Annotated in this window: 32 protein-coding genes; 24 read left to right on the forward strand and 8 right to left on the reverse strand. The window is 70.2% G+C overall.

Translation table 11 applies throughout. From position 1 onward, the window contains the following. Both BMY74_RS32395 and BMY74_RS32400 read left to right on the forward strand, forming a co-directional pair. Positions 1 to 591 carry a TetR/AcrR family transcriptional regulator gene (locus BMY74_RS32395; RefSeq protein WP_089922316.1) on the forward strand — a complete coding sequence of 197 codons (591 nt, stop codon included), beginning with the start codon at positions 1 to 3 and terminating at the stop codon, positions 589 to 591. Between the two features lie 8 nt (positions 592 to 599). Beyond that, a complete protein-coding gene (locus tag BMY74_RS32400; RefSeq protein ID WP_089922317.1) occupies positions 600 to 917 on the forward strand; it encodes a histidine triad nucleotide-binding protein in 318 nt (105 codons plus the stop codon). A 10-nt stretch (positions 918 to 927) separates the two neighbouring features. Here BMY74_RS32400 and BMY74_RS32405 read toward each other — a convergent pair whose 3' ends face one another. Further along, a complete protein-coding gene (locus BMY74_RS32405) occupies positions 928 to 1,710 on the reverse strand; it encodes a GNAT family N-acetyltransferase (RefSeq protein ID WP_143091782.1) in 783 nt (260 codons plus the stop codon). A gap of 15 nt (positions 1,711 to 1,725) precedes the next feature. After that, on the reverse strand, positions 1,726 to 2,475 hold the full coding sequence (locus BMY74_RS32410; protein ID WP_089922319.1) for a GNAT family N-acetyltransferase: 750 nt from the start codon (positions 2,473 to 2,475) through the stop codon (positions 1,726 to 1,728). A gap of 145 nt (positions 2,476 to 2,620) precedes the next feature. Between BMY74_RS32410 and BMY74_RS32415 the strand changes: the two genes are divergently transcribed. From BMY74_RS32415 to BMY74_RS32465, 11 genes are read left to right on the forward strand one after another with little or no spacing between them, the layout of a single operon-like run. Next, positions 2,621 to 3,670: a PhoH family protein gene (locus tag BMY74_RS32415; RefSeq protein WP_089922320.1), complete on the forward strand. Its 1,050-nt coding sequence runs from the start codon at positions 2,621 to 2,623 to the stop codon at positions 3,668 to 3,670. 5 nt (positions 3,671 to 3,675) lie between these two features. After that, positions 3,676 to 4,221 (forward strand): rRNA maturation RNase YbeY, encoded by a 546-nt coding sequence (ybeY, locus tag BMY74_RS32420; protein WP_089922321.1) that lies wholly within the window; start codon positions 3,676 to 3,678, stop codon positions 4,219 to 4,221. A 5-nt stretch (positions 4,222 to 4,226) separates the two neighbouring features. Next, complete coding sequence (locus BMY74_RS32425) at positions 4,227 to 5,516, forward strand: hemolysin family protein (protein WP_089922322.1); 1,290 nt, start codon at positions 4,227 to 4,229, stop codon at positions 5,514 to 5,516. Next, positions 5,509 to 5,841, forward strand: coding sequence for a cytidine deaminase (locus BMY74_RS32430; protein ID WP_089922323.1), 333 nt, complete (start codon positions 5,509 to 5,511; stop codon positions 5,839 to 5,841). Before BMY74_RS32425 ends, BMY74_RS32430 begins: the two co-directional genes overlap by 8 nt. A 43-nt stretch (positions 5,842 to 5,884) precedes the next feature. Next, positions 5,885 to 6,781, forward strand: coding sequence for a GTPase Era (gene era, locus BMY74_RS32435; RefSeq protein ID WP_089922324.1), 897 nt, complete (start codon positions 5,885 to 5,887; stop codon positions 6,779 to 6,781). Positions 6,782 to 6,795: 14 nt separating this feature from the next. Then, positions 6,796 to 7,548, forward strand: a complete 753-nt coding sequence (gene recO / locus BMY74_RS32440; protein WP_089922325.1) for a DNA repair protein RecO — start codon at positions 6,796 to 6,798, stop codon at positions 7,546 to 7,548. 50 nt (positions 7,549 to 7,598) lie between these two features. Next, positions 7,599 to 8,423, forward strand: a complete 825-nt coding sequence (locus tag BMY74_RS32445) for an isoprenyl transferase (RefSeq protein ID WP_089922326.1) — start codon at positions 7,599 to 7,601, stop codon at positions 8,421 to 8,423. Further along, positions 8,420 to 8,821 carry a YbjN domain-containing protein gene (locus tag BMY74_RS32450; protein WP_089922327.1) on the forward strand — a complete coding sequence of 134 codons (402 nt, stop codon included), beginning with the start codon at positions 8,420 to 8,422 and terminating at the stop codon, positions 8,819 to 8,821. Before BMY74_RS32445 ends, BMY74_RS32450 begins: the two co-directional genes overlap by 4 nt. A gap of 23 nt (positions 8,822 to 8,844) precedes the next feature. Beyond that, the gene (locus BMY74_RS45355; protein ID WP_177230029.1) at positions 8,845 to 9,279 is read left to right on the forward strand and encodes a hypothetical protein; all 435 of its coding nucleotides are present in this window, start codon (positions 8,845 to 8,847) and stop codon (positions 9,277 to 9,279) included. Next, positions 9,276 to 10,286, forward strand: a complete 1,011-nt coding sequence (locus tag BMY74_RS32460; RefSeq protein WP_089922328.1) for a permease — start codon at positions 9,276 to 9,278, stop codon at positions 10,284 to 10,286. Before BMY74_RS45355 ends, BMY74_RS32460 begins: the two co-directional genes overlap by 4 nt. Further along, positions 10,283 to 10,987: a TIGR03943 family putative permease subunit gene (locus tag BMY74_RS32465; RefSeq protein ID WP_089922329.1), complete on the forward strand. Its 705-nt coding sequence runs from the start codon at positions 10,283 to 10,285 to the stop codon at positions 10,985 to 10,987. Before BMY74_RS32460 ends, BMY74_RS32465 begins: the two co-directional genes overlap by 4 nt. Before the next feature lie 130 nt (positions 10,988 to 11,117). On the opposite strand, the gene BMY74_RS32470 is transcribed toward BMY74_RS32465, so the two are convergent. The 3 genes from BMY74_RS32470 to BMY74_RS32480 are packed head-to-tail and all read right to left on the reverse strand — an operon-like array spanning position 11,118 to position 12,153. Beyond that, entirely contained in the window at positions 11,118 to 11,516 is a 399-nt protein-coding gene (locus tag BMY74_RS32470) for a Fur family transcriptional regulator (protein WP_089922330.1), read from the reverse strand. After that, entirely contained in the window at positions 11,513 to 11,863 is a 351-nt protein-coding gene (locus tag BMY74_RS32475) for an ArsR/SmtB family transcription factor (protein ID WP_089922331.1), read from the reverse strand. Before BMY74_RS32475 ends, BMY74_RS32470 begins: the two co-directional genes overlap by 4 nt. A gap of 11 nt (positions 11,864 to 11,874) precedes the next feature. After that, positions 11,875 to 12,153 carry a hypothetical protein gene (locus tag BMY74_RS32480; RefSeq protein ID WP_089922332.1) on the reverse strand — a complete coding sequence of 93 codons (279 nt, stop codon included), beginning with the start codon at positions 12,151 to 12,153 and terminating at the stop codon, positions 11,875 to 11,877. Positions 12,154 to 12,170: 17 nt separating this feature from the next. On the opposite strand from BMY74_RS32480, the gene BMY74_RS32485 reads away from it, so the two are divergent. Further along, positions 12,171 to 12,563, forward strand: coding sequence for an antibiotic biosynthesis monooxygenase family protein (locus BMY74_RS32485; protein ID WP_089922333.1), 393 nt, complete (start codon positions 12,171 to 12,173; stop codon positions 12,561 to 12,563). On the opposite strand, the gene BMY74_RS32490 is transcribed toward BMY74_RS32485, so the two are convergent. After that, positions 12,532 to 13,206, reverse strand: coding sequence for a tetratricopeptide repeat protein (locus BMY74_RS32490; protein WP_089922334.1), 675 nt, complete (start codon positions 13,204 to 13,206; stop codon positions 12,532 to 12,534). The two genes, BMY74_RS32485 and BMY74_RS32490, sit on opposite strands and share 32 nt — an antisense overlap. Positions 13,207 to 13,299: 93 nt before the next feature. Between BMY74_RS32490 and BMY74_RS32495 the strand changes: the two genes are divergently transcribed. From BMY74_RS32495 to BMY74_RS32520, 6 genes are all read left to right on the forward strand, one after another. Further along, complete coding sequence (locus BMY74_RS32495) at positions 13,300 to 14,685, forward strand: glycine--tRNA ligase (RefSeq protein ID WP_089922516.1); 1,386 nt, start codon at positions 13,300 to 13,302, stop codon at positions 14,683 to 14,685. Between the two features lie 78 nt (positions 14,686 to 14,763). Next, positions 14,764 to 15,462 (forward strand): hypothetical protein, encoded by a 699-nt coding sequence (locus tag BMY74_RS32500; protein WP_089922517.1) that lies wholly within the window; start codon positions 14,764 to 14,766, stop codon positions 15,460 to 15,462. Beyond that, the gene (locus tag BMY74_RS32505; protein ID WP_089922335.1) at positions 15,459 to 15,782 is read left to right on the forward strand and encodes a hypothetical protein; all 324 of its coding nucleotides are present in this window, start codon (positions 15,459 to 15,461) and stop codon (positions 15,780 to 15,782) included. Before BMY74_RS32500 ends, BMY74_RS32505 begins: the two co-directional genes overlap by 4 nt. Next, entirely contained in the window at positions 15,779 to 16,546 is a 768-nt protein-coding gene (locus BMY74_RS32510) for a hypothetical protein (RefSeq protein WP_089922336.1), read from the forward strand. Before BMY74_RS32505 ends, BMY74_RS32510 begins: the two co-directional genes overlap by 4 nt. Next, a complete protein-coding gene (locus BMY74_RS32515; RefSeq protein WP_089922337.1) occupies positions 16,546 to 17,049 on the forward strand; it encodes a hypothetical protein in 504 nt (167 codons plus the stop codon). The genes BMY74_RS32510 and BMY74_RS32515 overlap by 1 nt, the downstream gene beginning before the upstream one ends. Positions 17,050 to 17,115: 66 nt before the next feature. Continuing rightward, positions 17,116 to 17,946 carry a hypothetical protein gene (locus BMY74_RS32520; RefSeq protein ID WP_089922338.1) on the forward strand — a complete coding sequence of 277 codons (831 nt, stop codon included), beginning with the start codon at positions 17,116 to 17,118 and terminating at the stop codon, positions 17,944 to 17,946. On the opposite strand, the gene BMY74_RS32525 is transcribed toward BMY74_RS32520, so the two are convergent. Both BMY74_RS32525 and BMY74_RS32530 read right to left on the reverse strand, forming a co-directional pair. Next, complete coding sequence (locus BMY74_RS32525; protein WP_143091784.1) at positions 17,891 to 18,778, reverse strand: serine hydrolase; 888 nt, start codon at positions 18,776 to 18,778, stop codon at positions 17,891 to 17,893. The genes BMY74_RS32520 and BMY74_RS32525 overlap by 56 nt on opposite strands. Positions 18,779 to 18,794: 16 nt before the next feature. Continuing rightward, on the reverse strand, positions 18,795 to 19,526 hold the full coding sequence (locus tag BMY74_RS32530) for a Type 1 glutamine amidotransferase-like domain-containing protein (RefSeq protein WP_089922340.1): 732 nt from the start codon (positions 19,524 to 19,526) through the stop codon (positions 18,795 to 18,797). A gap of 60 nt (positions 19,527 to 19,586) precedes the next feature. Here BMY74_RS32530 and BMY74_RS32535 point away from each other — a divergent pair, with 60 nt between their 5' ends. The 4 genes from BMY74_RS32535 to BMY74_RS32550 are packed head-to-tail and all read left to right on the forward strand — an operon-like array spanning position 19,587 to position 23,536. Further along, complete coding sequence (locus BMY74_RS32535) at positions 19,587 to 20,252, forward strand: YdcF family protein (RefSeq protein ID WP_245786479.1); 666 nt, start codon at positions 19,587 to 19,589, stop codon at positions 20,250 to 20,252. Beyond that, positions 20,252 to 21,490 (forward strand): deoxyguanosinetriphosphate triphosphohydrolase, encoded by a 1,239-nt coding sequence (locus BMY74_RS32540; RefSeq protein WP_089922342.1) that lies wholly within the window; start codon positions 20,252 to 20,254, stop codon positions 21,488 to 21,490. Before BMY74_RS32535 ends, BMY74_RS32540 begins: the two co-directional genes overlap by 1 nt. 37 nt (positions 21,491 to 21,527) lie before the next feature. After that, positions 21,528 to 22,535, forward strand: coding sequence for a serpin family protein (locus tag BMY74_RS32545; RefSeq protein ID WP_089922343.1), 1,008 nt, complete (start codon positions 21,528 to 21,530; stop codon positions 22,533 to 22,535). Further along, entirely contained in the window at positions 22,532 to 23,536 is a 1,005-nt protein-coding gene (locus BMY74_RS32550) for a serpin family protein (protein ID WP_089922344.1), read from the forward strand. The genes BMY74_RS32545 and BMY74_RS32550 overlap by 4 nt, the downstream gene beginning before the upstream one ends. The last annotated feature ends 41 nt before the right edge of the window (positions 23,537 to 23,577 follow it).

Raw genomic sequence — 23,577 nt, forward strand, 5'->3', positions numbered from 1 at the left:
GTGCCGAAGGTTGTCGACCACGAGGAACGCCGCCGCGAGCTAGCCGAGGCGGTGTGGCGGATCGTGCAGCGGGACGGGATAGACCACGCGTCCGTCCGCGCCGTCGCCGCCGAGTCCGGGTGGTCGAGCGGGTCGCTGCGCCACTACTTCCCGACGCAGGACGCCCTGCTGGGGTTCGCGATGGAGCTGGCGTACCGGCGGTTCATCACGCGGCTGGAGAAGATCGACACCACCGCCGGCAGCCGCGAGGTGCTGCGGTCGTTCGCGCACGAGATGCTGGCGGTGGACGAGGACCGCAGGATCGAGGCCGCGGTGCTGCTGTCGTTCCTGCCGCGGGCCATGGTCGAGCCGTCGCTGCACGACCTGGAGCGCTTCGGCACGCGCGTGCTCTACGACGAGGTCGCCCGCGTCCTCGTGGCCGCGGAGGAGGCCGGTGAGCTGCGGGACGGCGTCGCGCCGATGAAGGCCGCGCGGCGGTTAATCGCGCTGATCGACGGCCTCAACATCCACCACGGGCTCGGTCCCGACGAGCTCACCGCCGCCGACATGGTCGAGGCCGTCGACCAGCAGCTGGACGCGCTCTTTGTTTAGCTTGGGACATGTCCTGCCTGTTCTGCCGGATCGTCGACGGTGAGATCCCCGCGACGATCGTCCACGAGACCGAGACGACGCTCGCGTTCCGCGACATCCAGCCCAAGGCGCGCGTGCACGTGCTGCTCATCCCGCGCGGGCACGTGCCGAACGCCGTCGACCTGAACGGCGACCAGCTCGGCGACCTCTTCGCCGCCGCGAAGGAGGTCGCCGACGCCGAGGGCGTGGCCGAGACGGGCTACCGACTGCTGTTCAACACCGGACCGGACAGCGGGCAGGAGGTCTTCCACGCCCACCTGCACCTTCTCGGTGGTGAGAGGCTCTAACCCCTCATCCCTAGCCCAGTGCCTGCAGCAGGGGAGCGCGGTACCGGGCGCGGTCACCGGGCAGTGCGTCGGCGCCCCGGACCATCCACGTGGGCGTGCCCCACGACTCCATGCCGTTCGCGCGGACGAACGCGACCACCTCCGGGTCGTGCACGTCGACGCGGACGCTGGGGACACCGGCCGCGCAGTCGGCGATGAGCGCGCACGCGTCGGCGGGGGTGTCGGCGATGATCGGGCCGATGAGCATCCGCTGGTCCCGGACCTGCCACGTGCCCGCGACGCCGTGGCCGGAGATCCGGATGCTCCCGTTGGCGAGCAGGAACTCCCACAGGTACGGCCGCGTGATGCCGGTGACCTTCGTGTCGAGCGCGACGACGTCGTCGAGGTCGGCGGCGGTCGCGATATGCGATATATCAGCCGCCTGCCCCGTGAACGTGCCCGCGTGGATGTCGGTGAACCCGACGGCGTGGAACCCCAGCTGCTCGTAGAGCGGGCGGCCCATGTCCGTCGCGAACAACGTCGAGACACCCGTATCCAGCACGTGGGACACCAGCCGGCGGGCGTGCCCCTGACGCGCGGCGCGTTCGGCGACCAGCACCATGCTGATCGACGCCAGCTCCGGGTAGCGCGTCACGATCGTCGTGCCGACAAGGCCTTCCGAGTCGAACAGGCCCCAGCCCTCGCCGTGCGCGAGGAGGAACTCCCACTTCTTCTCCTCCCTCGGCCACGACCGGCTTTCCGCCAGGTCGGAGCACGCGGGGAGGTCGCCCAGTTCCAGTCGTCGCAGTTCCACAGCAGGTTCCCCCAGTCATCCGAGTGCGTGCGAGGCGGGCGCGAAGTAGCGCGACCGGTCACCCGGCACGCCCTCGGCCCCCCGCACCATCAACTTGCAGCCACCGCTGCGCTTCTCGAAACCCCGCCGCAGCAGGAACGCCGCCACGTCGGCGTTGTCGGTGTCGACCCGGACCTCGCCGGCGCCGGCCGCCACGTCCGCGACCAACGCGCACGCGGCCTCGGCGGTGGGGGCGATCAGCGGGCCGATCGTCACCCCCGCGGGGTTCGGCCGGGTCGCGACGACGCCGTCGTCCGACATCAGCACGGCGTACGGCGACGTCGGGTCGAGCAACCGGTCCCACAACGCGGGCCGGGTGTAGCCGCTGACCTCCCGGTCGAGCTCCGCGAGTGCCGGCGCGTCGGCGGGGGTGGCCTCCCGGGACACGCCGGGGGCGTCGCCGGTCAACACGCCGTGGAAGTCGGCGGTCTCCCCGACGGGGTGAAAGCCGAGCCGCGCGTAGAGCGGCTCACCCATCGCCGTCGCGTACAGGACCGACGGACTGATATCCAATATGCTGGACATCAGCCGCGTCCCGATCCCGCGGCGCCCCGCCCAGGACGCGACCAACACCCCGCTGATCGCCTGCATCTCGGGATAAGGCGTCGTCAGCGCCGTGCCGAGCAGTCCGGACGAGTCGAACGCGCCGTACCCCGGGCCGAGGGCGAGCATCATCTCCCACTGCGCGGGCGTCCACGCCCAGCCGCGGTCCGTGATGAGCTTCATGCACTCGGGTACGTCTTCAACACCAAGCCTGCGGATCTCCACGGTTCACGAGCACACACGGTGAGCAATCCGGTAGCCACCCATTTTCGGCCGGACTAGCATCGACGGCACCAGATCCGAGCGACAGGAAGCAGGCCGGGGCCACGTGGCCGACGAAACACAGCAGAGCAACAAGGAAGGTCAGTCCCGGTTCGCCGTGCCGGAAGGTGCGGTGCTCACGCTGCTCGGGTCGCGTGACGAGAACCTCCGGCTCGCGGAGGAGCTCCTCGAGGCGGACGTGCACGTGCGCGGGAACGAGATCACCTTGTCCGGCGACCCCGCCGACGTGGCCTTCGCCGAGCGCGTCTTCTCGGAGCTCATCACCCTCGCCGGCCGCGGCCAGCCGATCGACCAGAACAGCGTCCGCCGCATCATCGCGATGCTCAGCGAGACCGACGTCGAGTCGCCCGCCGAGGTGCTGAGCCTCGACATCGTGAGCCGCCGCGGCCGCACCATCAGGCCGAAGACGCTGAACCAGAAGCACTACGTCGACGCGATCGACAAGAACACCATCGTGTTCGGCATCGGTCCCGCCGGCACCGGCAAGACCTACCTCGCCATGGCCAAGGCCGTGCAGGCGCTGCAGTCCAAGCAGGTCAACCGCATCATCCTCACCCGCCCGGCCGTCGAGGCGGGCGAGCGGCTCGGGTACCTGCCGGGCACGCTGTACGAGAAGATCGACCCGTACCTGCGCCCGCTCTACGACGCGCTGCACGACATGGTCGACCCGGAGTCGATCCCGCGCCTCACGCAGGCGGGCACGATCGAGGTCGCGCCGCTGGCGTTCATGCGCGGCCGGTCGTTGAACGACGCGTTCATCATCCTCGACGAGGCGCAGAACACGACGCCCGAGCAGATGAAGATGTTCCTCACCCGGCTGGGCTTCGGCTCCAAGATGGTGGTGACGGGCGACACGACCCAGGTCGACCTCCCGGGCGGTCAGCGCAGCGGCCTGCGGGTCGTGCGGGACATCCTCGACGGCGTGGAGGACGTGCACTTCTCGGAGCTGACCAGCCAGGACGTGGTGCGCCACCGCCTGGTCGGCGACATCGTCGACGCGTACGACAAGTGGCAGGTCCAGCAGGACGCGATCGACCAGAACGGGCAGCACCACGGACCCGGTGCGCGCAGGGGAAACCAGCGGCGGGGACGATAGACGCCGTGAGCATCGAGATCGCCAACGAGTCGGGTGTCGGAGTCGACGAGGGTTCCATCGTCTCCGCCGCCCGCTTCGCGCTGGACCGCATGGGCGTGAGCCCGCTGGCCGAGCTGTCCGTCCTGCTCGTGGAGCTGGACGTGATGGCGGACCTGCACGAGCGCTGGATGGACCTGCCGGGTCCGACGGACGTCATGGCCTTCCCCATGGACGAGCTGGACTCCGCGCGCCGTCCCGACGCGGCGGGGCTCGGGCCCGCGCTGCTCGGGGACATCGTGCTGTGCCCCGCGTTCGCCAAGGACCAGGCCAAGAAGGCGGGCCACAGCCTGCTGGACGAGCTGCACCTGCTGACCGTGCACGGCGTGCTGCACCTGCTGGGCTACGACCACGCGGAGCCCGCCGAGGAACGTGAGATGTTCACGTTGCAGAACCGCATCCTCGCCGACTTCCGCACCGCGCGGGACGAGGCCGAGCGGGCCGCTCACCAGCGCAGCACCGACGACAAGGTGCTCGGCGCGGTCGGCCTGGACGAGAAGAACGAAGAAGCCTGACGCCGATGAGCGCGAACCCTGCCAGTGTGATCGTGCTGGCCGTTGTGCTCGTGCTTGCCGCCGGCCTGTTCGCGTGTGTGGATGCCGCTCTCGGCACCGTGTCACGCGCACGGGTGGAGTCCCTGCAACGGCAGGGGCGCTGGGGCACCGGGCAGTTGCTGCAGGTCCTCAACGACCGGCCGCGGCACGTCAACCTGTTGCTGCTGCTGCGCCTCGCGTGCGAGATGTCGGCGGCGGTGCTGGTCACGACGGTGTTCCTGGACTACGTGGAGCAGGACTGGGTCGCCGTCCTGTACTCGTGCCTGAGCATGCTCGTCGTGTCGTATGTCCTCGTCGGCGTCGGACCGCGCACCCTCGGCCGTCAGCACCCGTACGCCGTGAGCCTGCTCGCCGCGGGCACGGTCCGGCAGCTCGGGCGGGTGCTCGGGCCGTTGAGCAAGCTGCTGATCCTCGTCGGCAACGCCATCACGCCCGGCAAGGGCTTCCGCGAGGGTCCGTTCAGCTCCGAGGTCGAGCTGCGCGAGCTGGTCGACATGGCGCAGGAACGCGGCGTCGTGGACGAGGGCGAGCGGGAGATGATCCACTCGGTCTTCGAGCTGGGCGACACGATCACGCGCGAGATCATGGTGCCGCGCACCGAGATCGTGTGGATCGAGCAGTCGAAGTCGCTGCGGCAGGCGCTCGCGCTGTCGTTGCGCACGGGCTACACGCGCGTGCCGGTGATCGGCGAGAGCGTGGACGACGTGCTCGGCGTGGTGAACCTCAAGGACATGATGCGGGCCACGCTCGCCGAGGACGAGGACCCGAAGACCGTCTCCGAGCTGATGCGGCCGATGAGCTTCATCCCGGACTCGAAGCCCATCGCGGACCTGCTGCGCGAGATGCAGGTGTCGCGCCGGCACATGGCGATCGTCGTGGACGAGTACGGCGGCACCGCGGGCCTGCTGACCATCGAGGACATCCTCGAGGAGATCGTCGGCGAGATCACCGACGAGTCCGACACCGACGACCGCCCGCCGGTCGAACATCTGGACGACGGCGCGGTGCGGGTCAGCGCGCGCCTGCCGGTGGACGACCTGGACGCGTTGTTCGGCACCGAGCTCGACGACCACGAGGTGGAGACCGTCGGCGGCCTGCTCGCGCAACGGCTCGGGCGCGTCCCGCTGCCCGGCACCGAGGCCGAGATCGCGGGCCTGCGCATGCGGGCGGAGGGCGGCAAGGACGAGCGCGGCCGCATCCGCGTGACGACCGTGCTCGTGCGTCCCGTGCAGAAGGAGACAGAAGAAGATGACTGACATCGATCCCGAGGACGCCAAGCTCGTGACGCTCGCACGGTCCGTGCGCGCGCGTAACGGCGCCGCGGAGGGTGCGGCCGTGCGCGACCTCGACGGCCGCACGTACAACGCGTCCACGGTCGCGTTGCCCTCGTTGAAGCTGACGGCGCTGCAGGCCGCGGTGGCCGCGGCGGTGTCGAGCGGCGCCGAGGGCCTGGAGGCGGCGGTGGTCGTCACCGAGGCGAACCTGGTGGACGCGGAGTCGCTGGCGGCCGTGCGGGACCTCACGGCGACCGGCCCGGTGCACCTCGCGAACACCGCGGGTGAGGTTCGCGAGCAGCTCTGAGGGCCCCCGAACGGCCAAAACCGGCTAGAGGGACAATGGACTGATGGATGGTTACCGCTCCGGGTTCGCGTGCTTCGTCGGCCGCCCGAACGCAGGGAAGTCGACGCTGACGAACGCTCTGGTGGGCACGAAGGTCGCCATCACGTCCAGCAAGCCGCAGACCACCCGCCACACGATCCGCGGCATCGTGCACCGCGAGGACGGCCAGCTCGTGCTGGTCGACACGCCCGGTCTGCACCGGCCGCGCACGCTGCTCGGCCAGCGCCTGAACGACCTGGTGCGCGAGACGTGGTCGGAGGTCGACGTCGTCGGGTTCTGCGTGCCCGCGGACCAGAAGGTCGGCCCCGGTGACAAGTTCATCGCCGCCGAACTGGAGAAGGTCGCCAAGCGCACGCCCGTGATCGGCATCGTCACCAAGACGGACCTGGTGTCGCAGCAGCAGGTGATGGAGCAGCTGCTCGCGTTGCAGAAGGTCATGGAGTTCGCGGAGATCATCCCGGTCTCCGCGGTCGACGGGTTCCAGGTCGACAAGCTGAGCGACCTGCTGCTGCAGAAGCTCCCCGAGGGCCCGCAGCTGTTCCCGGACGGCGACCTGACCGACGAGCCCGAGCAGACGCTGGTCGCCGAGCTCATCCGCGAGGCCGCGCTGGAAGGCGTGCGCGACGAGTTGCCGCACTCCATCGCCGTGGTGGTGGAGGAGATGGCACCGCGCGAGGGCCGTGACGACCTGATCGACATCCACGCGTTCGTGTTCGTGGAGCGGCCGTCGCAGAAGGCGATCATCCTGGGCCACCGGGGTGAGCGGCTCAAGCAGGTCGGCATGGCGGCGCGCAAGCAGATCGAGCGGCTGCTGGGCAGCAGGGTCTACCTGGACCTGCACATCAAGATCGCCAAGGACTGGCAGCGCGACCCGAAGCAGCTGCGCCGCCTGGGGTTCTAGATGGCGGCACTCTGATGGCGAACCTGTACCGCGACACCGGGGTCGTGCTCCGCGTGCAGAAGCTCGGTGAAGCGGACCGGATCATCACCTTCCTGACGCAACGGCACGGCAAGCTCCGCGCCGTGGCCAAGGGCGTGCGCAAGACGACGTCGAAGTTCGGCGCCCGGCTCGAGCCGTTCTGCCACGTCGACGTGCAGTTCTACCCCGGCCGGACGCTCGACATCATCACGCAGGTGCAGACGCTGGACGCGTTCGGCGTGGGGATCGTGAACGACTACCAGCGGTACACGGCGGCGTGTGCGATCGCCGAGACCGCGGACCGGCTCACGGCCGAAGAGGGCGAACCGGTCCTGCGGCTCTACATGCTCGTGGCCGGGGCGTTGAAGGCGTTGTCGACGGGGGAGCGCGACCCGTCGCTGCTGCTCGACGCGTTCCTCATGCGTGCGATGGCGTTCGCCGGGTGGGCGCCCGCGGTGAACGAGTGCGCGAAGTGCGGTGACCCCGGTCCGCACCGGGCGTTCAGCATCCAGGCGGGGGGCTCGTGCTGCCCGAACTGCCGTCCCGCCGGGTCGTCGTCGCCGTCGCAGGACACGCTGACGTTGCTCTCGGCGTTGCTGCACGGGCAGTGGACCGTGGTGGACGAGATCCCGCACATCGCCCGCCGGGACGCGAGTGGCCTGGTCGCGGCGCATCTGCAGTGGCACCTCGAACGGCAGCTGCGTTCGTTGCCGTTGGTCGAGCGAAAGGCGCAGCCGGCGGACGGCTAATGTGGCGTCCACCCGACAACGGTTTTCGCCCCGAGAGGATGCCTGGTCCCATGCTGCGTCGCCGCCGCTCTGAGCGTGAGAAGCGCGTTCCGCGCCCGCCGGAGCCGCACCCGTCCGGTGCGACGCCCCCGGACATCCCGGCCGACCTGGTGCCCCAGCACATCGCGATCGTGATGGACGGCAACGGCCGTTGGGCGAACCAGCGCGGGCTGTCGCGGGTCGAGGGCCACAAGCGCGGTGAGCAGGTCGTGCTCGACGTCGCGAAGGGCTCCATCGAGCTGGGCGTGAAGTGGTTGTCCCTCTACGCCTTCTCCACGGAGAACTGGAAGCGCAGCCCCGAAGAGGTCCGCTTCCTGATGAACTTCAACCGCGACGTGATCGCGCGCCGCACCGACGAGCTCGACGAGATGGGCGTCCGCATCCACTGGGCCGGCCGTTCGCCGAAGCTCTGGGGCAGCGTCATCAAGCAGCTGCAGGAGGCCGAGGTCCGCACGGCGGAGAACGACGTGCTGAACCTCGTCATGTGCGTGAACTACGGCGGCCGCGCGGAGATCGGTGACGCCGCCCGCGAGGTCGCGCGCCTGGTCGCCGCCGGGAAGATCAACCCGGACAAGGTCGACGAGCGCACGCTGGCGAAGCACATGTACAAGCCGGAGATGCCCGACGTCGACCTGTTCATCAGGCCGTCCGGTGAGCAGCGGATCTCGAACTTCCTGCTGTGGCAGTCCGCGTACGCCGAGATGGTCTACCAGGACATCCTGTGGCCCGACTTCGACCGCCGCGACCTGTGGCGCGCCTGCGAGAAGTTCGCGGGCCGCGACCGGCGTTTCGGTGGCGCCGTCGACAAGCCCGGTGAGGAGGTGGTGTCGTCGTGAACGCGAGCGGTGAGGCCCTGGAGGCCGCGCGCAAGGCGTTGGAGCTGTTCCACGACGTGTCCGTGGACGACGACGGCGCGCTGAGCTTCCGCCACGGCGACGTGCCGTGCGCGGTGCAGGGCATGGAGCTGGCCGAAGGGCTGACCGTGCTCTCGCTGACCGTCGTGGTCGCGTGGGACCTGCCCGGCGACGCGGCCGTGTGGGTCGCCGAACGCGCCGGTCAGGGCCTGTTCGGCACGCTCGGCGTCATCGCGAGCGAACGCGGTGGCACGGACGTGATGCTGCGCTACGCGTTCCCGGCGGACGGCCTCAAGCCCGAACCCCTGAGCACGCTGCTCATGTTGGTCGTCTCGACCGCGTCGCAGGTGCGCGGCGAGCTCCTCTCCCGCTTTTCTTGAGAAAGGACCCCTCGATGGGTGGCGTGATCATTTACGAGCCGGAAGAGGACGCGGACGTCAACGAGTTCCCCTGGACCGTCACGTTCGAGCCCTCGGGCGGCGACGACTGGGATTCGTTCATCTGCGGCCCGTACGAGCGCGACCACGCCGTGGCGCTGGCCGAGGCCGTGGCGCTCGACGACGCCGAGGGCGGTGTGCTGGCCATCGTGAAGCCGATGCTGCCGGCGCTGTCGGCCGAGGACGTCTCCGCCACCATCGAGGAGCTCCGCGAGGCCGCCCTCGAGGAGGAGGCCGAGGCCGAAGAGGGCGTCAACGGCACGCCCGTCGACTTCGACGACGAGGACGACCTCGAAGAGGAAGAGGCCGAGTTCGAGGAGCCGCCGTCTCCCGAGGAGATCCGCGAGGGCATGGCGCGCCAGTACCGCCGCCTGCTGGACCTGGACGCGGACGCGGAATGACGATCACCGGCGAGATCCGCTCGCCGAAGCGGCGCTCCGGCCCGCCTCGGCTGAAGATCACGTCGTTGGAGGTGCTGTGCGGGATCCTCGTTCTCGCACTGCTCTTCCAATCGAGGCTCGTCGAGCTGCTCGACGTGCCCAAGCTGCGCACGGCCTCGACGGTGTTCGTGGCGATCTGCGTGCAGGCGATGCCGTTCCTGGTGCTCGGCGTGCTGATCTCGGGCGCCATCGCGGCGTTCGTGCCGGCGTCGGCCCTGCGCAGGCTGCTGCCGTCGAAGACCGCGCTGGCCGTGCCCGTGGCCGGAGTCGCGGGTGTGGCCCTGCCGGGCTGTGAGTGCGCCTCGGTGCCGGTCGCGCGGCGGCTGATGCAGCAGGGCGTCGCCCCGGCCGTGGCGCTGACGTTCCTGCTGGCTGCTCCCGCCGTGAACCCGATCGTGCTGGTGTCGACCGCGGTGGCGTTCAACGACACCCCGATGATGGTCGTCGCCCGGTTCGTCGGCTCGCTGCTGACCGCGATGGTCATGGGCTGGCTGTGGGTGCGCTTCGGCAAGATGGAGTGGATCGCCGAACGCGCGCTGGCGCGCATGGGCGACCACTCCGGGCAGAACAAATGGGCCGTGTTCGCCGAAAGCGCGCGGCACGACCTCGTCGACGCCGGCGGGTTCCTGGTGCTGGGCGGGCTGTTCGCGGCCGCGTTCAAGACGTTCGTGCCGGTCGCGTGGATGCAGACGCTCGGCGGCCAGATCGTCCTCGGCGTGATCGTGATGGCGTTCCTCGCGGTGATCCTCGCGCTGTGCTCGGAGGCCGACGCGTTCGTCGCGGTGGCGTTCTCCGCGCTGCCCCTGTTGCCGCGCCTGGTGTTCCTGGTCGTCGGCCCGGCCGTCGACGTGAAGCTGATCGCGCTGCAGGCCGGTGCGTTCGGCAAGTCCTTCGCCTTCCGCTTCGCACCCGCTACGTTCGTGGTGGCGATCCTGTGCGCCGTCGTGTCGGGAGTGGTGCTGTTGTGAGACGGGAAACCCAGAACATCCTGCTGGTCCTGCTCGGCGGCGCGCTGCTGAAGATCAGCTTCTCCGGGCTGTACCTGCGGTACGTCCAGAAGTCGCTGCTGCCGCTGCTGATCGCGGCCGGCGTGGTCATGATCGGCCTCGCGCTGTTCGCGATCATCCGGGACATCCGCCGCGGCAAGGCCGTCGACGACGACGAGCACGGCCACTCGCACTCCTCGCGCTCGACGTGGCTGATGCTGTTGCCGGTGCTGGCGGTGTTCCTGATCTCGCCGCCCGCGCTCGGCGGCGACGTCGTGAACTCGGCCGCCGACACGAACCAGACGCAGCGCTCCCGCAACCTGCTGGGCGAGCTGCCCTCCGGTGACGTCATCCCGTTGTCCATGACGGAGTTCGTCACGCGCACGGCGTGGGACGAGTCGGGGACGCTGGACGGCCGCCGTGTTCGGTTGACGGGGTTCCTGCTGCGCGCGGAGGGGGAGACGTACGTCGCGCGGCTCGCGATCTCGTGCTGCGCCGCCGACGCCCGGCCGTTGAAGGTCCGGGTGACCGGGGACGTGCCGTCGCTGCCGGACGAGCAGTGGGTCGAGGTGACCGGTCAGGTCGTGCCGAAGTCCGCGAACGAGAAGAACTCGTGGGTGCCGAGCTTCACCGTGGAGTCGTTCACGCCCGTGGCCGAGCCCGTCGAGCCCTACGAGAGCTAGGCGGGTCCGCGCAGGGCCGAGGCAAGGCCCCGGACTGCCGATCGAACCCGCCAGGACGACGGTGCCGTGGTCACCGACGCTGTTCGTGCACCGTCGGGTCGTCGCTGCCGGGACCGTTGGTGACGAGTGCCTACCGTAGGCCCTTCGCGGTGCACTCCGCGCAGGTCCCGAAGATCTCCACGGTGTGGCTGACCTGCGAGAACCCGTTCTCGGCGGCGACGCGGTCCGCCCACTTCTCGACGGCGGGACCCTCCACCTCGACCGTGCGCCCGCAGTGGCGGCACACGAGGTGATGGTGGTGGTGCGCCGAGCAACGGCGGTAGATCGCCTCGCCCGAGTCGGTGCGCAGCACGTCGACCTGGCCCGCGTCCGCGAGGGACTGCAGGGTGCGGTAGACCGTGGTCAGGCCGATGCCCTCGCCGCGGCGGCGCAGCTCCTCGTGCAGTTCCTGGGCGCTGCGGAAGTCGTCGAGCTGGTCGAGCAGGTTCGACACCGCGGTGCGCTGCTTGGTGGACCTCAGACCGGTCACAACTTCTCCTCGACGTGCGTCACAGCGTCCACCACGATGTGCGCCAGATGTTCGTCCACCAGCCGGTACACGACCTCACGGCCGTGCCTCTCGCCGTGCACCACGCCCGCCGACTTGAGCACCCGCAGGTGCTGGCTGATCAGCGGCTGCGCGACCCCCAGCGCCTCGACGAGCTCGTGCACGCAGCGGTCGTGCTCTTGCAGCTGCAGCACGATGGCGATGCGGACCGGCGCGGCCAGCGCGCGCAGCAGGTCGCCCGCCTCGGCGAGGGTGTGCGCGGAGCGGGGAGGCGCGGGCGCGGGAGCCGCGCGTTCGGGGGAGTGCTCGCCGTGCAACTGGACGGTCATGGCGGCGCACCTCACCTGGTAGGGATTTTCAGAACCAATTCTACGGTGATGACGAGCAGTACCAGCAGGACCACCACGCGCAATGTGCGATGACCTGGGGAAAGAACCTTCCAGGTGGCCGCGAGCAGCACCGCCGCGCCCACGAGGAGCACACCGAGCAGCACCGCGCCGAGGGTGCCGCCCACGAGCACGCCGGTGATGAAGAGACCGAGAACGAGCACGAACGCCACGGCGGGACGCACACGCGCGAGCGGGCCGTCGCCGGGCAGGAGAGGGCGCTTGGAGGTCACCGTGCCATCCTTGCACCGTGCTGCTGGTGTGCCGCTTCCGCGTGTCCGACCCCGAGACGTTCACCTCGCGCGCCGAGCAGGCCCTGGCGCTGCTCACGGCCCAGCCGGGGTGCCGCCGCGGCACGCTGGCGCGCTCGACCGACGAGGACGACCGCTGGGTGCTCACGGTCGAGTTCGACTCCGTGGTGGCCTACCGGCGCGCGATGTCGCCGTTCCCCGTGCGCGAACACGTCATCCCGTTGCTGTCCGAGGCGCTCACGGACGAGCCTGCGATGTACGAACCGACGCTGACCAGCGCCGACGGCCAGGTCGAGACGCACACGAGCGTCCTCGCCGAGGACGCGTTCACCGTGCGCCTCGGTGAAGCCGCGGGGCCGTCTACCCCTCGGCGATGGCCTCCATCTCCTTGACCCACTCCTCCTGCGAGTCGTGGGGCAGGAGCTCCAGGGCCCTGCGCGCGGCCGCCGCGGCCTCCTCGGTGCGGCCCAGCGCGTGCAGCGTCTTGGCCTTGCCGCTCTCCGCGTACGCCTCGGGCGTCTTCTCGAACGCCTCCAGCGCCTCGTCGAAGCGGCCGTTCTCGAAGTAGAACCAGCCGAGGTTGTTGTGCAGCGGGCCGAGCCAGCGCACCAGTTCGGGGTTCGCCACGACGATCTCGAGGCCCTGCCTCGTCCACTTCTCCGGGTCGTCGACCAGCGACGCCATGTGCGCGGCGTCGACCGCCAGCGACAGGTCACCGCGGGTCTTGGCCAGGATGAACGCCGCCACGAACAGCGGCTGCGCGGCCTCGGGGTCGCCGCCGGAGCGGTGCAGCCTGCCGCGTTCGAGCAACGCCCGCACCCGGCCCGTCGAGTCGGGAGCGACCAGCGTCTCCGCCTCGTCGACGAGACGGTGACCTGCGGCGAAGTCCTCGCGCAGGCCCTGCACGCGAGCGAGCTGGGTCAGCACCTCCGCGCGCTCGTCGTCGGTCTTCACGTCCGCCAGGAACGCGCGGAACCTGGCCTCGGTGCCGTCCAGGTCGGCGAAGTCCCACAGCTCTCGCAGCCGGTCTTCCATTCGTGCAGGGTAAGGCTCCGGTCGCCCGTTCGGGGCTCAACGTGACGGGCTAGGCTTGAGCCCCCGATTCGCATTCCCCCGATGGAGTTCCCCTTGCCCGCCGATCGCATCGAGACCGTTGTCAGCCTCTGCAAGCGCAGGGGGTTCGTCTACCCGTGCGGGGAGATCTACGGCGGTACCCGCTCGGCGTGGGACTACGGCCCTCTCGGCGTCGAGCTCAAGGACAACATCAAGCGCCAGTGGTGGAACTTCATGGTCCGCGGCCGCGAGGACGTCGTGGGCCTGGACTCGTCGGTCATCCTGCCGCGTGACGTGTGGGTCGCCTCCGGTCACGTCGAGGCGTTCGTCGACCCGCTCGTCGAGTGCGAGTCGTGCCACAAGCGGTTCCGCGCGGACACGCTGTCGGAGGAGTACGCGGAGCGCACCGGCAAGGAGGTCGCCGAGGGCGACGTCTCCGACGTGCCGTGCCCCAACTGCGGCGTGCGCGGCTCCTACACCGAGCCGAAGATGTTCAACGGCCTGCTCAAGACGCACCTCGGTCCGATCGAGACCGAGGAGGGCCTGCACTACCTGCGCCCCGAGACCGCGCAGGGCATCTTCACGAACTTCCTGAACGTGCAGACGACCTCCCGCAAGAAGCCGCCGTTCGGCATCGGCCAGATCGGCAAGTCGTTCCGCAACGAGATCACGCCGGGCAACTTCATCTTCCGCACCCGCGAGTTCGAGCAGATGGAGATGGAGTTCTTCGTCGAGCCGGGCACGGACGAGGAATGGCACCAGTACTGGATCGACGAGCGCACCCGCTGGTACACCGACCTCGGCATCTCCAAGGAGAACCTGCGTCACTACGAGCACCCCAAGGAGAAGCTGTCGCACTACTCGAAGCGGACGGTCGACGTCGAGTACCGCTTCCAGTTCGGCGGCCAGGAGTGGGGTGAGCTCGAGGGCATCGCGAACCGCACCGACTTCGACCTCACGACGCACTCGAACCACTCGGGTGTCGACCTGTCGTACTTCGACCAGGCCACGAACTCGCGCTTCAAGCCGTTCGTCATCGAACCGGCGGCCGGCGTCGGCCGCCCGATGATGGCGTTCCTGCTCGAGGCCTACACCGAGGACGAGGCCCCGAACGCCAAGGGCGGCGTGGACAAGCGCGTCGTGCTGAAGCTTGACCGGCGCCTCGCCCCGGTCAAGGTCGCGGTGCTCCCGCTGTCGCGCAACGCCGACCTCTCGCCCAAGGCCCGCGACCTCGCGACGGCCCTGCGCCGCAACTGGAACGTCGACTTCGACGACGCCGGCGCCATCGGCCGTCGCTACCGCCGCCAGGACGAGATCGGCACGCCGTTCTGCGTGACGGTCGACTTCGACACGCTCACCGACCACGCCGTGACGGTGCGGGAGCGCGACACGATGTCGCAGGAGCGCGTGGCGATGGACCAGCTGGAGTCGTACCTGGCCGCGCGCCTGATCGGCTGCTAGCTCGAACTGCTCCGTTCGGTCGTACCCCTCTGCTACGTTGTGAAGTCACTTCGTCACAGCGTGCAGGGGGCGGCCAAGGTGGTCGAAGACAACCGCAGGTGGGGCTTCGAGGAAGCCGAGGACTGGGAGTACGAGGCCGGGCGGCGTGCCACACCGCCGCCCGCGCAGCCGCCGCCGGATGACGCGGACGCCTGCATCGGCGTCGACGCGAGTGGTGCGGTCTCGGTGCTCGTCGAGTTCGACGGCCGGGTGCGTGCCGTCAGGCTGGCCGCCCGGTGGCGCGACAGCATCGACCAGCGCGCGTTGGACGGAGCCGTGCTCGACGCGGCGAACGACGCGACCATGCGGGCGTTGTCCCGTTCCGTCGAGACGCAGGGAGATCTTGCGGTCGTCCCGCCCGCACCGAGGAGTGCGCCGGTCGACGAGACGCCGCTCACCCGTGCCGACGCGGAACGGCTGTTCGCCGCCGTGAACGCCGAGCTCGCCATGTTCACCGCCGGCCTGGACCAGGCGGTGAACGCGCCCGTGCGGGCCGAGAGCCGCGGTGGTCACGGCGTCCGCGGCATCGCCCAGTCCGGTCAGGTCGTCCGCTTCGAGATCGACCGGTGGGCGCACGCCGCGCCCAATGCCGAGATGGAGGGCGAACTCGCCGAGGTCCTGCGCGCGTTGCGCGACCGGGGTACTCCCGCCACACGACCGACGGGGTCCGCCATCGCGGAACTCCAGGCGCTGGCGAGCGATCCGGCGAAACTGCTGCGGAAGGTGGGGCTGGCATGAGCGACGTGGTGCTCGACGCACTGGAGGCGTTGCACGCGGACGCAGGCCTCTGGCTGACGGCCGCGGACAACGTGCAGGCGCCCCAGCGCGCCCTCGGCGAACTGACGCTGACCGGCCACGACGTGTCCATGTGGGCGGTCGACCGCGGCCTCGACCGCACGTACGAGAACGGCCGGGTCGTGCTTGAAGACCTGCTGCGCCAGGCGGTGACGGCGTTCAACGGTCTCGGCGACAGCCTGCTCGCCGCCGCCGACACCTACGCGCGCGAAGAAGCCGCGAACCTCCACGAGATGAACCGGCTCACGGGGGAGATCAGGTGACCAACCCACTGGTGGTGCAGGCCAAGGGCAACGCCGACGAGGTCGACCGCGCGATCCGCCGGTTCTTCGACGTGGTCAACACGACGCTCAGCTGGGTCCCCGCTCCGTTGAAGTGGGTGATCGAGAAGGTCCAGGACGGCATCCGGGTCGTCAACGTGCGGATCGCCGAGTTCTGGGACCGGGTGAACCAGCTCTTCGCACAGCCGGGTGACTCGGACCGTCTCCGGCAGGTCGGCACCGGCTGGGTCGAGCAGGTCGGCAACAAGCTCGGAGACATCGCCGGCACGATCACGCTTGACAAGATGCGCACGAACGTCGAGTGGGAGGGCAGGGCCGCGCGGGCCTACTCGGCGACGGTGCCGCCGCAGTCGGCGGGCCTGAACGCGGTGAAGGACGTCGCGAACCAGATGCGCGCGTCCCTCAACAGCCTCGCGAACTCGATCGACGCCTTCTGGATCGCGATGGGTGTCGCGCTGGCGACGTTCGTCGTGGCAGCGGTGGGGGCGATCGCGGCGGCCTGCACGGTCGTCGGCACGCCTGCCGCCGTCGCCGCCATCGCGGGCGGGCTCGCCGCGGCGATCGGCATCATCGGCGCCACGATCGTGGCGCTGGAGTCGCACACCAACACGATCGAGACCGAGCAGAACGCGATCGTGCAGAAGATCCACGACATCGGCCGTGAGTGGACCATGCCGAACACCGCCGACATGGGCGACGCCAGCGTGACCGACGGCGACGGCTCGGATTGGAAGATCGACAGTTGATGATCGTGGGCCAGGGGCCGCCGCCGCAGTGGGTGTGGGTGCCCGCCGCGCGCGTCGAACGCGTCCGGACGCGGCTGGCGCTGACGGGGCTGCCTCTCATCGGCATGGCGCTCGTGTTCGGGATCGTGCTCGTCGCGGTCGGGCTGGACCTGCCGACCGCGCACAGCCCGATCAACGTGATCGGCGTGGTGATGGCCGGGATCGGCGCCTTCTGGGGAGTCCTGTCCGGCGTGAGCCTCGTGACGGCAAGGTCCTGCGCTCGAGGTGAGTTCGTCGACGTGAACGGCGCGCGGCTGGTCCGGCGGCTGCTCGGGGTCTGGTGGGGCGCGGCGATCTTCTGCGCGTTGGTCGCGTGGTTCTGCGAGGTCATGACGTTGAACAGCGAGGCTCGGCCGGTGCCGTTCACCGTCGGGTCCGCCGTGTACCTCGCGGTGCTGGGGCTGCTCGTCGTGCTCGGCGGCGTCGCGTTCTTCACCGCGCGCAGGGTGCTGCGGGTCGGCTGAGGCAACATTCCGGCGCGTTCGCGCGTGTTGGAGGGTGTGACGGGGGAGCGGTTTCGCAGGCGCGGGGTGACGCAGGCGGTGGCGGGCCTGGGTCTGCTGGCGTGGGTGGTGGTCGTCGCCGCGGTGGTCGAGACGGGGAATCCGCCCGTGCTCGTGGCCACGGCGGCGAGTGGCGGGCTGGTGTGCCTGTGCGTGCTGGCGGGTGGGCTGGTGGCGGCGCGGGTCGCCGACGCCGCGGCGGCCGCTCGGGTGCGGCACGTGTTCGTGGTGCTCGAAGGGACGGCGCTGGCGCTCTTCTTCCCCTTCTACTGGTTCGCGTCCGGGGTCGAGCCGGTGGGGGAGCCCGGCGCGTTCGCGCTGGGGGTGGTGCTGGTGCTCGCGGTGCCGGTGGTGATCGCGCTGGTGCTCGCACTGCGGAGCAGTCTCGCCGTGCACCGGTTCGTCGTCGGCGAGTTCGGGCCGCTCGTGCCGGACTCGGCGGCGCCCGCGGTCGTGCCGCGGATCAGGGCGCTGGGGACGCTGCTCGTCGTCGCGGGTGCGGTGCTGTCGGTCGCTGTGGTGGTGCTGGCGCTCGTGTCGCCGTCGCAGTGGGCGCTGCTCGAGGTGTTCGGGCTGGTGGTGACGTTGACGCCGGTGGTGCTCGGGTTGTCGCTCGTGCGGGTGGAGGACGTCTACTCGGCGCGGCGGCGCAACGTCGGCGCGTACGTCGTCGTCCCCGCCGCCGCCGGGTACGCGGCGGCCAAGCTCGCCTCCATCGGCGGTTCCTCGGGGATGTTGTTCGGGGCGTTGGTCTTCGGGGCGATCGTGCTGCTCGTGGGGGCGAACCTCGTGGTCCGCGAGTTCACGGGCGAGTGGGACCGGTCGTGGCGCGCAGCTTCGCGAGGGCGGCCGTCGTGACGGCGTTGATCGACTCCCTGGCCGTGGTCCAGTTGCCGGTCGGGCTCGTCGTGAGGACGGCGACGGCGTAGCGGTCGTCGACCACGCCCGCGCTGTGCAGGTAGACGTCGCTCGGCAGGTAGTACATCCAGCCCTGCTTGGCGTACGCGCCGGTGACGCCGAGCAGGCCGAACGCCTGGTCGAAGCCGTCGGCGGCGGTCGCGGTGGCCGACGACAGCATCGCGACGACCTCGTCGCGTTCCGGCGAGGCGAGGATGTGGTCGTAGAGGCGCACCATGTCGTTCGCGGTGATGACGACCTCTCCCCACTGTGACGGGTCGTCAGGGGCGTGAGTACCTGTAAGCCCCGCTTCGGCGGCGACGCGGCCGATGGCCCCCATGCCGTCGAACCGCGTCCACAGCACGTCCATGGCGTTGTCGTCGCTCGCGCTCAGGGCGCGGCGGACGAGGTCCCTGTCCTCGTCGGACGGCTGCTGCCGCAACGCGTCGACGGCGACGAGCAGCTTCGACAGCGACGCCGAGTAGAACGGCTTGTCGCCCTGCTGCGAGACCACCTGGCCGGTCTGGAGGTCGAAGATCGCGAGGCCTACGTCGGACGAGCTACCGGCAGCGGCGATATCCGATATATCAGTCGCTGATATATCGGATATCGCGGACGACGAGGCTGTCTCCGACGTGTCGGGATCGGTATGCGATATATCGGCGTCGTCGGTGTCCACTACATCGGGGCCGCGCGATATATCAGCTGAGCGCTTGCCGTGTGCGAGGCACGGCGATGCGTCGGGGATGGCGAACACCGCCACCACGAGGAGAACGATCAGAGTCCAACGCACACCTCCAAGGTCCGCGTCACAGGACTCTGGTGTCGAGCGTTTCCTCCTGTGCGGTTGCTGAAGAATCGTCCCTGACCACGACGTATGCGCTCGCGCCGGGACGTTCCGTCACCGCCTCGACGAGTTCGGTGCCGCGGTAGAGCAGGCCGGCGCCGTCGTCGGTGCAGTACGTCTTCGGCAGCACCCCGGAGGCCACGGCCTCGTGGATCTTCGGGCGGCGCTGCTCCTCGGAGTCGTAGTGCACGCCGTTGCCGTGGGGCAGGAAGCCCAGGCCGTTCGTGACGATGCGGAGGTCCGGGCCGAACGAGTCCGTCGCGCCGCCCGCGTGCCAGCAGATCGAGCCCGCCGACACACCGCTGAGCACCACGCCCGCCTCCCACGCCTTGCGGAAGACGGCGCCGAGGCCGTGCACCTCCCAGACCGCGAGCAGGTTCGCCACCGATCCGCCGCCCACCCAGATGACGTCGTGCGAGAGCACGTAGTCCTCCAGGTCGTCGGTCGGCGGCATCGTGAACAGGTTCAGCACCGACACGTCGACGCCCGCGACCCTGCCCGCCTCGGTCATGTTCGCGTTCATCGCCCGCTGGTCGCCGCCGGCGGTGCCGACGTGGCACAGGCGCGGTGTGCGGCCGTCCACGCCGGACAGGTCCAGTGCGAAGTGGATCAGCTTGTCGAACTCGACGAGGGTGCGGTGCCCAGGGCGCAATCCCCCGGAGGTCGCGAGGATGGTGGGCTGCTCAGCAGGCATGACCTTGATCCTCGCAGGGGCGTCAACGCGACAGGCGCGCGGTCTGGGACCATGCACGGTGTGCGGACCACGCCCCTCAGACCACTCGCCAGGATTCGCCGGATCGTGTTGCGCCTCGTCTTCGGGGCGCTGGTCGTCGGCGTGCTCGTGGGCGGCGGCACGGCGTTCCGCGTGTGGCAGGTCGCGCGCGTGGACGACTGGACGAAAGCCGACATGGCCATCGTGCTCGGTGCCGCGCAGTACAACGGCGTCCCGTCCGACGTGCTCGCGGCCCGCCTGGAGCACGCGCTCGGCCTCTACCAGGAAGGCGTCGTCGGCTACATCGCGACGACCGGAGGCCGCCAGCCCGGCGACAACTTCACCGAGGGCCAGGTCGGCAAGCTCTGGCTGGTCAAGCGCGGTGTGCCCGAGGACAGGGTGCTGCAGGTCGGCGAGGGCGCGGACACGCTCGGCTCGCTGCGGGCCGTCGCGTCGGTCGCGCAGGAGCGGAACCTGAAGACCGCCGTGATCGTCAGCGACCCGTGGCACTCGCTGCGCGCCCGCACCATGGCCGAGGACGCCGGTCTGCGGGCGTGGACGTCGCCGACCAGGAGCGGTCCGAACGTGCAGACGCGCGAAACGCAGTGGTTCTACATCAAGCGCGAAACCGGAGCGTTGCTCTACTACCGCTTGATGAAGGCGCACGCCGGCGTGTTCGACGAGCTGAAACTCCCTAAAATCGGGTGATGGGATACACCGGTCACGACGCGGAGCGACTGCTCTCCGAAGAGCCCAAGAGCGCCGCGCTGCCGGGTGCCCGCATCGAGGAGCGCACGCCGTTCTCCCGTGACCGGGCCCGCGTGCTGCACTCCGCGGCGTTGCGCAGGCTGGCGGGCAAGACCCAGGTCGTCGGTCCCGGTGAGGGTTCCGAGGTCACCGGTGTGCCGCGCACGCGCCTCACGCACTCGCTGGAGGTCGCGCAGATCGGCCGCGGCATCGGCGAGGAGCTGGGCTGCGACCCGGACATCGTCGACACGGCCGGCCTCGCGCACGACATCGGGCATCCGCCGTTCGGGCACAACGGCGAGAGGGCGCTCAACGAGCTCGCCGGTCCGTGCGGTGGCTTCGAGGGCAACGCGCAGACGTTCCGCATCCTCGCGCGCTTGGAGCCCAAGACGGCGCACGGCCTGAACCTCACGCGCGCGGTGCTCGACGCGTCGACGAAGTACCCGTGGAAGCGCACGCCGGGCATGGTGAAGTTCGGCGTGTACGACGACGACCTCGAAGTGTTCGAGTGGATGCGTTCGGGCGCGCCGGAACGGGAGAGGTGCATCGAGGCGCAGGTGATGGACTGGTCCGACGACGTGGCGTACTCCGTGCACGACGTCGAGGACGGCGTCCTGGCCCACCGCATCAACCTCGGCGCGCTGGCCAGTGCCGACGAACGCGCCGCCATCGCGTCGCTCGCCGCGAAGACGTTCTCCGACGAGTCCGTCGCGACGCTGGAGGCCACCGCCGAGGAACTGCTGGACCTCCCGGTGATCGGGTACTGGACCGGCCACGAGTACGACGGCTCGCTCGGCGCCCAGGTGGCGTTGAAGAACCTCACCAGCGAACTGGTCGGCCGCTTCGCCTCCGCGGCCGTCACCGCGACCCGTGCCGTGCACGGTGACGGCGCTCTGACGAGGTACAACGCGTCGCTGGAGGTCCCGCGGCAGGTCGCGGCGGAGGTGGCGCTGCTCAAGGCGATGGCCGTCCGGTACGTCATGAGCGACCCGGCGCGCCTCGCCATGCAGGCCGACCAGCGCGACCTGATCACGAGCCTCGTCGGCCGCCTGCTGGAGCGCCCGGAGCTGCTCGACCCGGCGTTCCGCCCGGTGTTCGAGGCCGCTTCCTCCTACGCCGCAAGGCTTCGCGTCGTGATCGACCAGGTCGCGCTGCTCACCGACGCGCAGGCCGTGGCCTGGCACCGCGCATCGGCGTAGCTTCGAGGGCGATGGCCGACCAGTCGAGGGAGCTCTTGTGACCGATCAGGCCGACTTCGCCCTGAACCTGCACCGCGTCGCCGTACCTGATCCGTCCACGAACGCGTGCTGGTCGCCGTTCTCGGTGGCGAGCGCGCTCGCGCTGACCCACGAGGCCGCCCGCGGCGAGACCCGCGCGGAACTCGACGGCCTGCTGAACGGTTTCGACGCCTCGGACGCGCTGGACGTGCCCGAACTGGCCGTCGCGAACACGCTGTGGGCCGACGACGACCTGACGCTCGACCTGGGCTTCTCACTCGCCGGCTCGGTGCGCCGCACGGCGTTCTCCGACCCCGCGACGGTCCGCAAGCTCGTCAACACCGATGTCGCCGAGACCACCCGCGGCCTCATCCCCGAACTGCTCGCCGACGCGCCGCCCGCGGACGCCGCCGCGATCATCGTCAACGCCCTGTACCTCAAGGTCGGCTGGCTGAACCCGTTCGCCGCCTGGGACACCGCCGACAAGCCGTTCCACGCGCCCGGCGACGACGTGGACGTGCCGACGATGAAGGTGACGGAGAAGTTCCGCTACGCCCGCCACGACGGCTGGCAGACGATCGTGCTGCCCGCGGACTCGGGCGTCGAGACCGTGGTCCTGCTGCCGGACGAGTCGCTGGACCAGCCGCTGCCCGCCTCCGCGTTCACCGCCCAGGACCTCACGCGGCTCGAGCTCTCACTGCCCAAAGTGGACGTGCGGGCGAAGTTCAACCTGAAGAACACGTTGCGGCAGCTGGGGGTCGAGCGCATGTTCGCGCGCGACGCCGACTTCTCCGGCCTCTCCCCGGACGAGCGGATGTTCGTGGACGACGTGGTGCACGAGGCCGTGCTGCGCCTCGACGAGGAGGGCCTCGAAGGAGCCGCGGCCACCGCCGTCACGTTCCGGACGGTGTCGATCGAGATCCCGGTGGACCCGGTCGTGGTGACCGTGGACCGGCCGTTCCTGCTCGCGGTGCGGCACGCGCGGTCCGGTGCGATCTACTTCCTCGCGCAGGTCGCCCGTCCGTGACCGACCAGACCGCGTTCGCCCTGACCCTGCACCGAGCCGCCGTACCCGATCCGTCCGTGAACGCGTGCTGGTCGCCGTTCTCGGTGGCCAGTGCGCTCGCGCTGGTCCACGAGGCCTCCCGGGGGCGGACGCGCGAGGAGCTCGGCCTGCTGATCGGCGGGTTCGACGGCTCGGACGCGCTCGACGTGCCGGACCTGGCCGTCGCGAACTCGCTGTGGGCGGACGCCGGCCTGCCGCTCGACCCCGCCTTCTCGTTGACGGCCTCCGTGCGGAGGGCGGACTTCGCCGAGTCCGGGACCGTGCGCGAACTGATCAACGCCGACGTCGCCGAGGCGACCCGCGGCCTCGTCCCCGCACTGCTGCCGCCCCCTTCCACCCCGTACAGCGGGGCGGTCGTCGTCAACGCCCTCTACCTCAGGACCGGCTGGGAGACCGCGTTCCCGGCGTCCCGGACGACGCCGCGACCGTTCCACGCCCCCGGCGGTGACGTCGAGGTGCCGACCATGACGGTGACGGCCGAACTGGGCTACGCCAGGACCGGGGGCTGGCAGACCGTCGTGCTGCCGGCGAAGTCGGGGGTGGAGGTGCTGGTGCTGCTGCCGGACGGGCCGCTGGACCAGCCGCACCCGGCCGCGTTCGACGTGCCCGGCAGCACCGCCGTCGCGCTGTCACTGCCCAAAGTGGACGTCCGGGAGAAGTTCGAGCTGCGGGAGGCGCTCGAACAGGTGGGTGTGGGCACGATGTTCTCGCCGGACGCCGATCTCAGCGGGCTCTCGCCGAAGCCCCTGTTCGTCAGCGAGGTCGTGCACGAGGCCGTGCTGCGACTGGACGAGCAGGGCCTGGAAGGTGCGGCCGCGACCGCGGTGATGAAGTCGCGGGGCGCGCGACCGAGGAAGCCCGCGCACCCGGTCGTCGTGCTCGTCGACCGGCCGTTCCTGCTCGCCGTCCGGCACGCCCGCTCGAAGGCGGTCTACTTCCTCGCGCAGGTCGCCCGTCCGTGATGGCGTGACGCCCTGTCGGGCGAGCGTTTCGCACGGCGAGA

Origin of the sequence: Lentzea albida, assembly GCF_900111005.1 — a bacterium.
GTDB classification, from domain to species: Bacteria; Actinomycetota; Actinomycetes; order Mycobacteriales; family Pseudonocardiaceae; genus Lentzea; species Lentzea albida.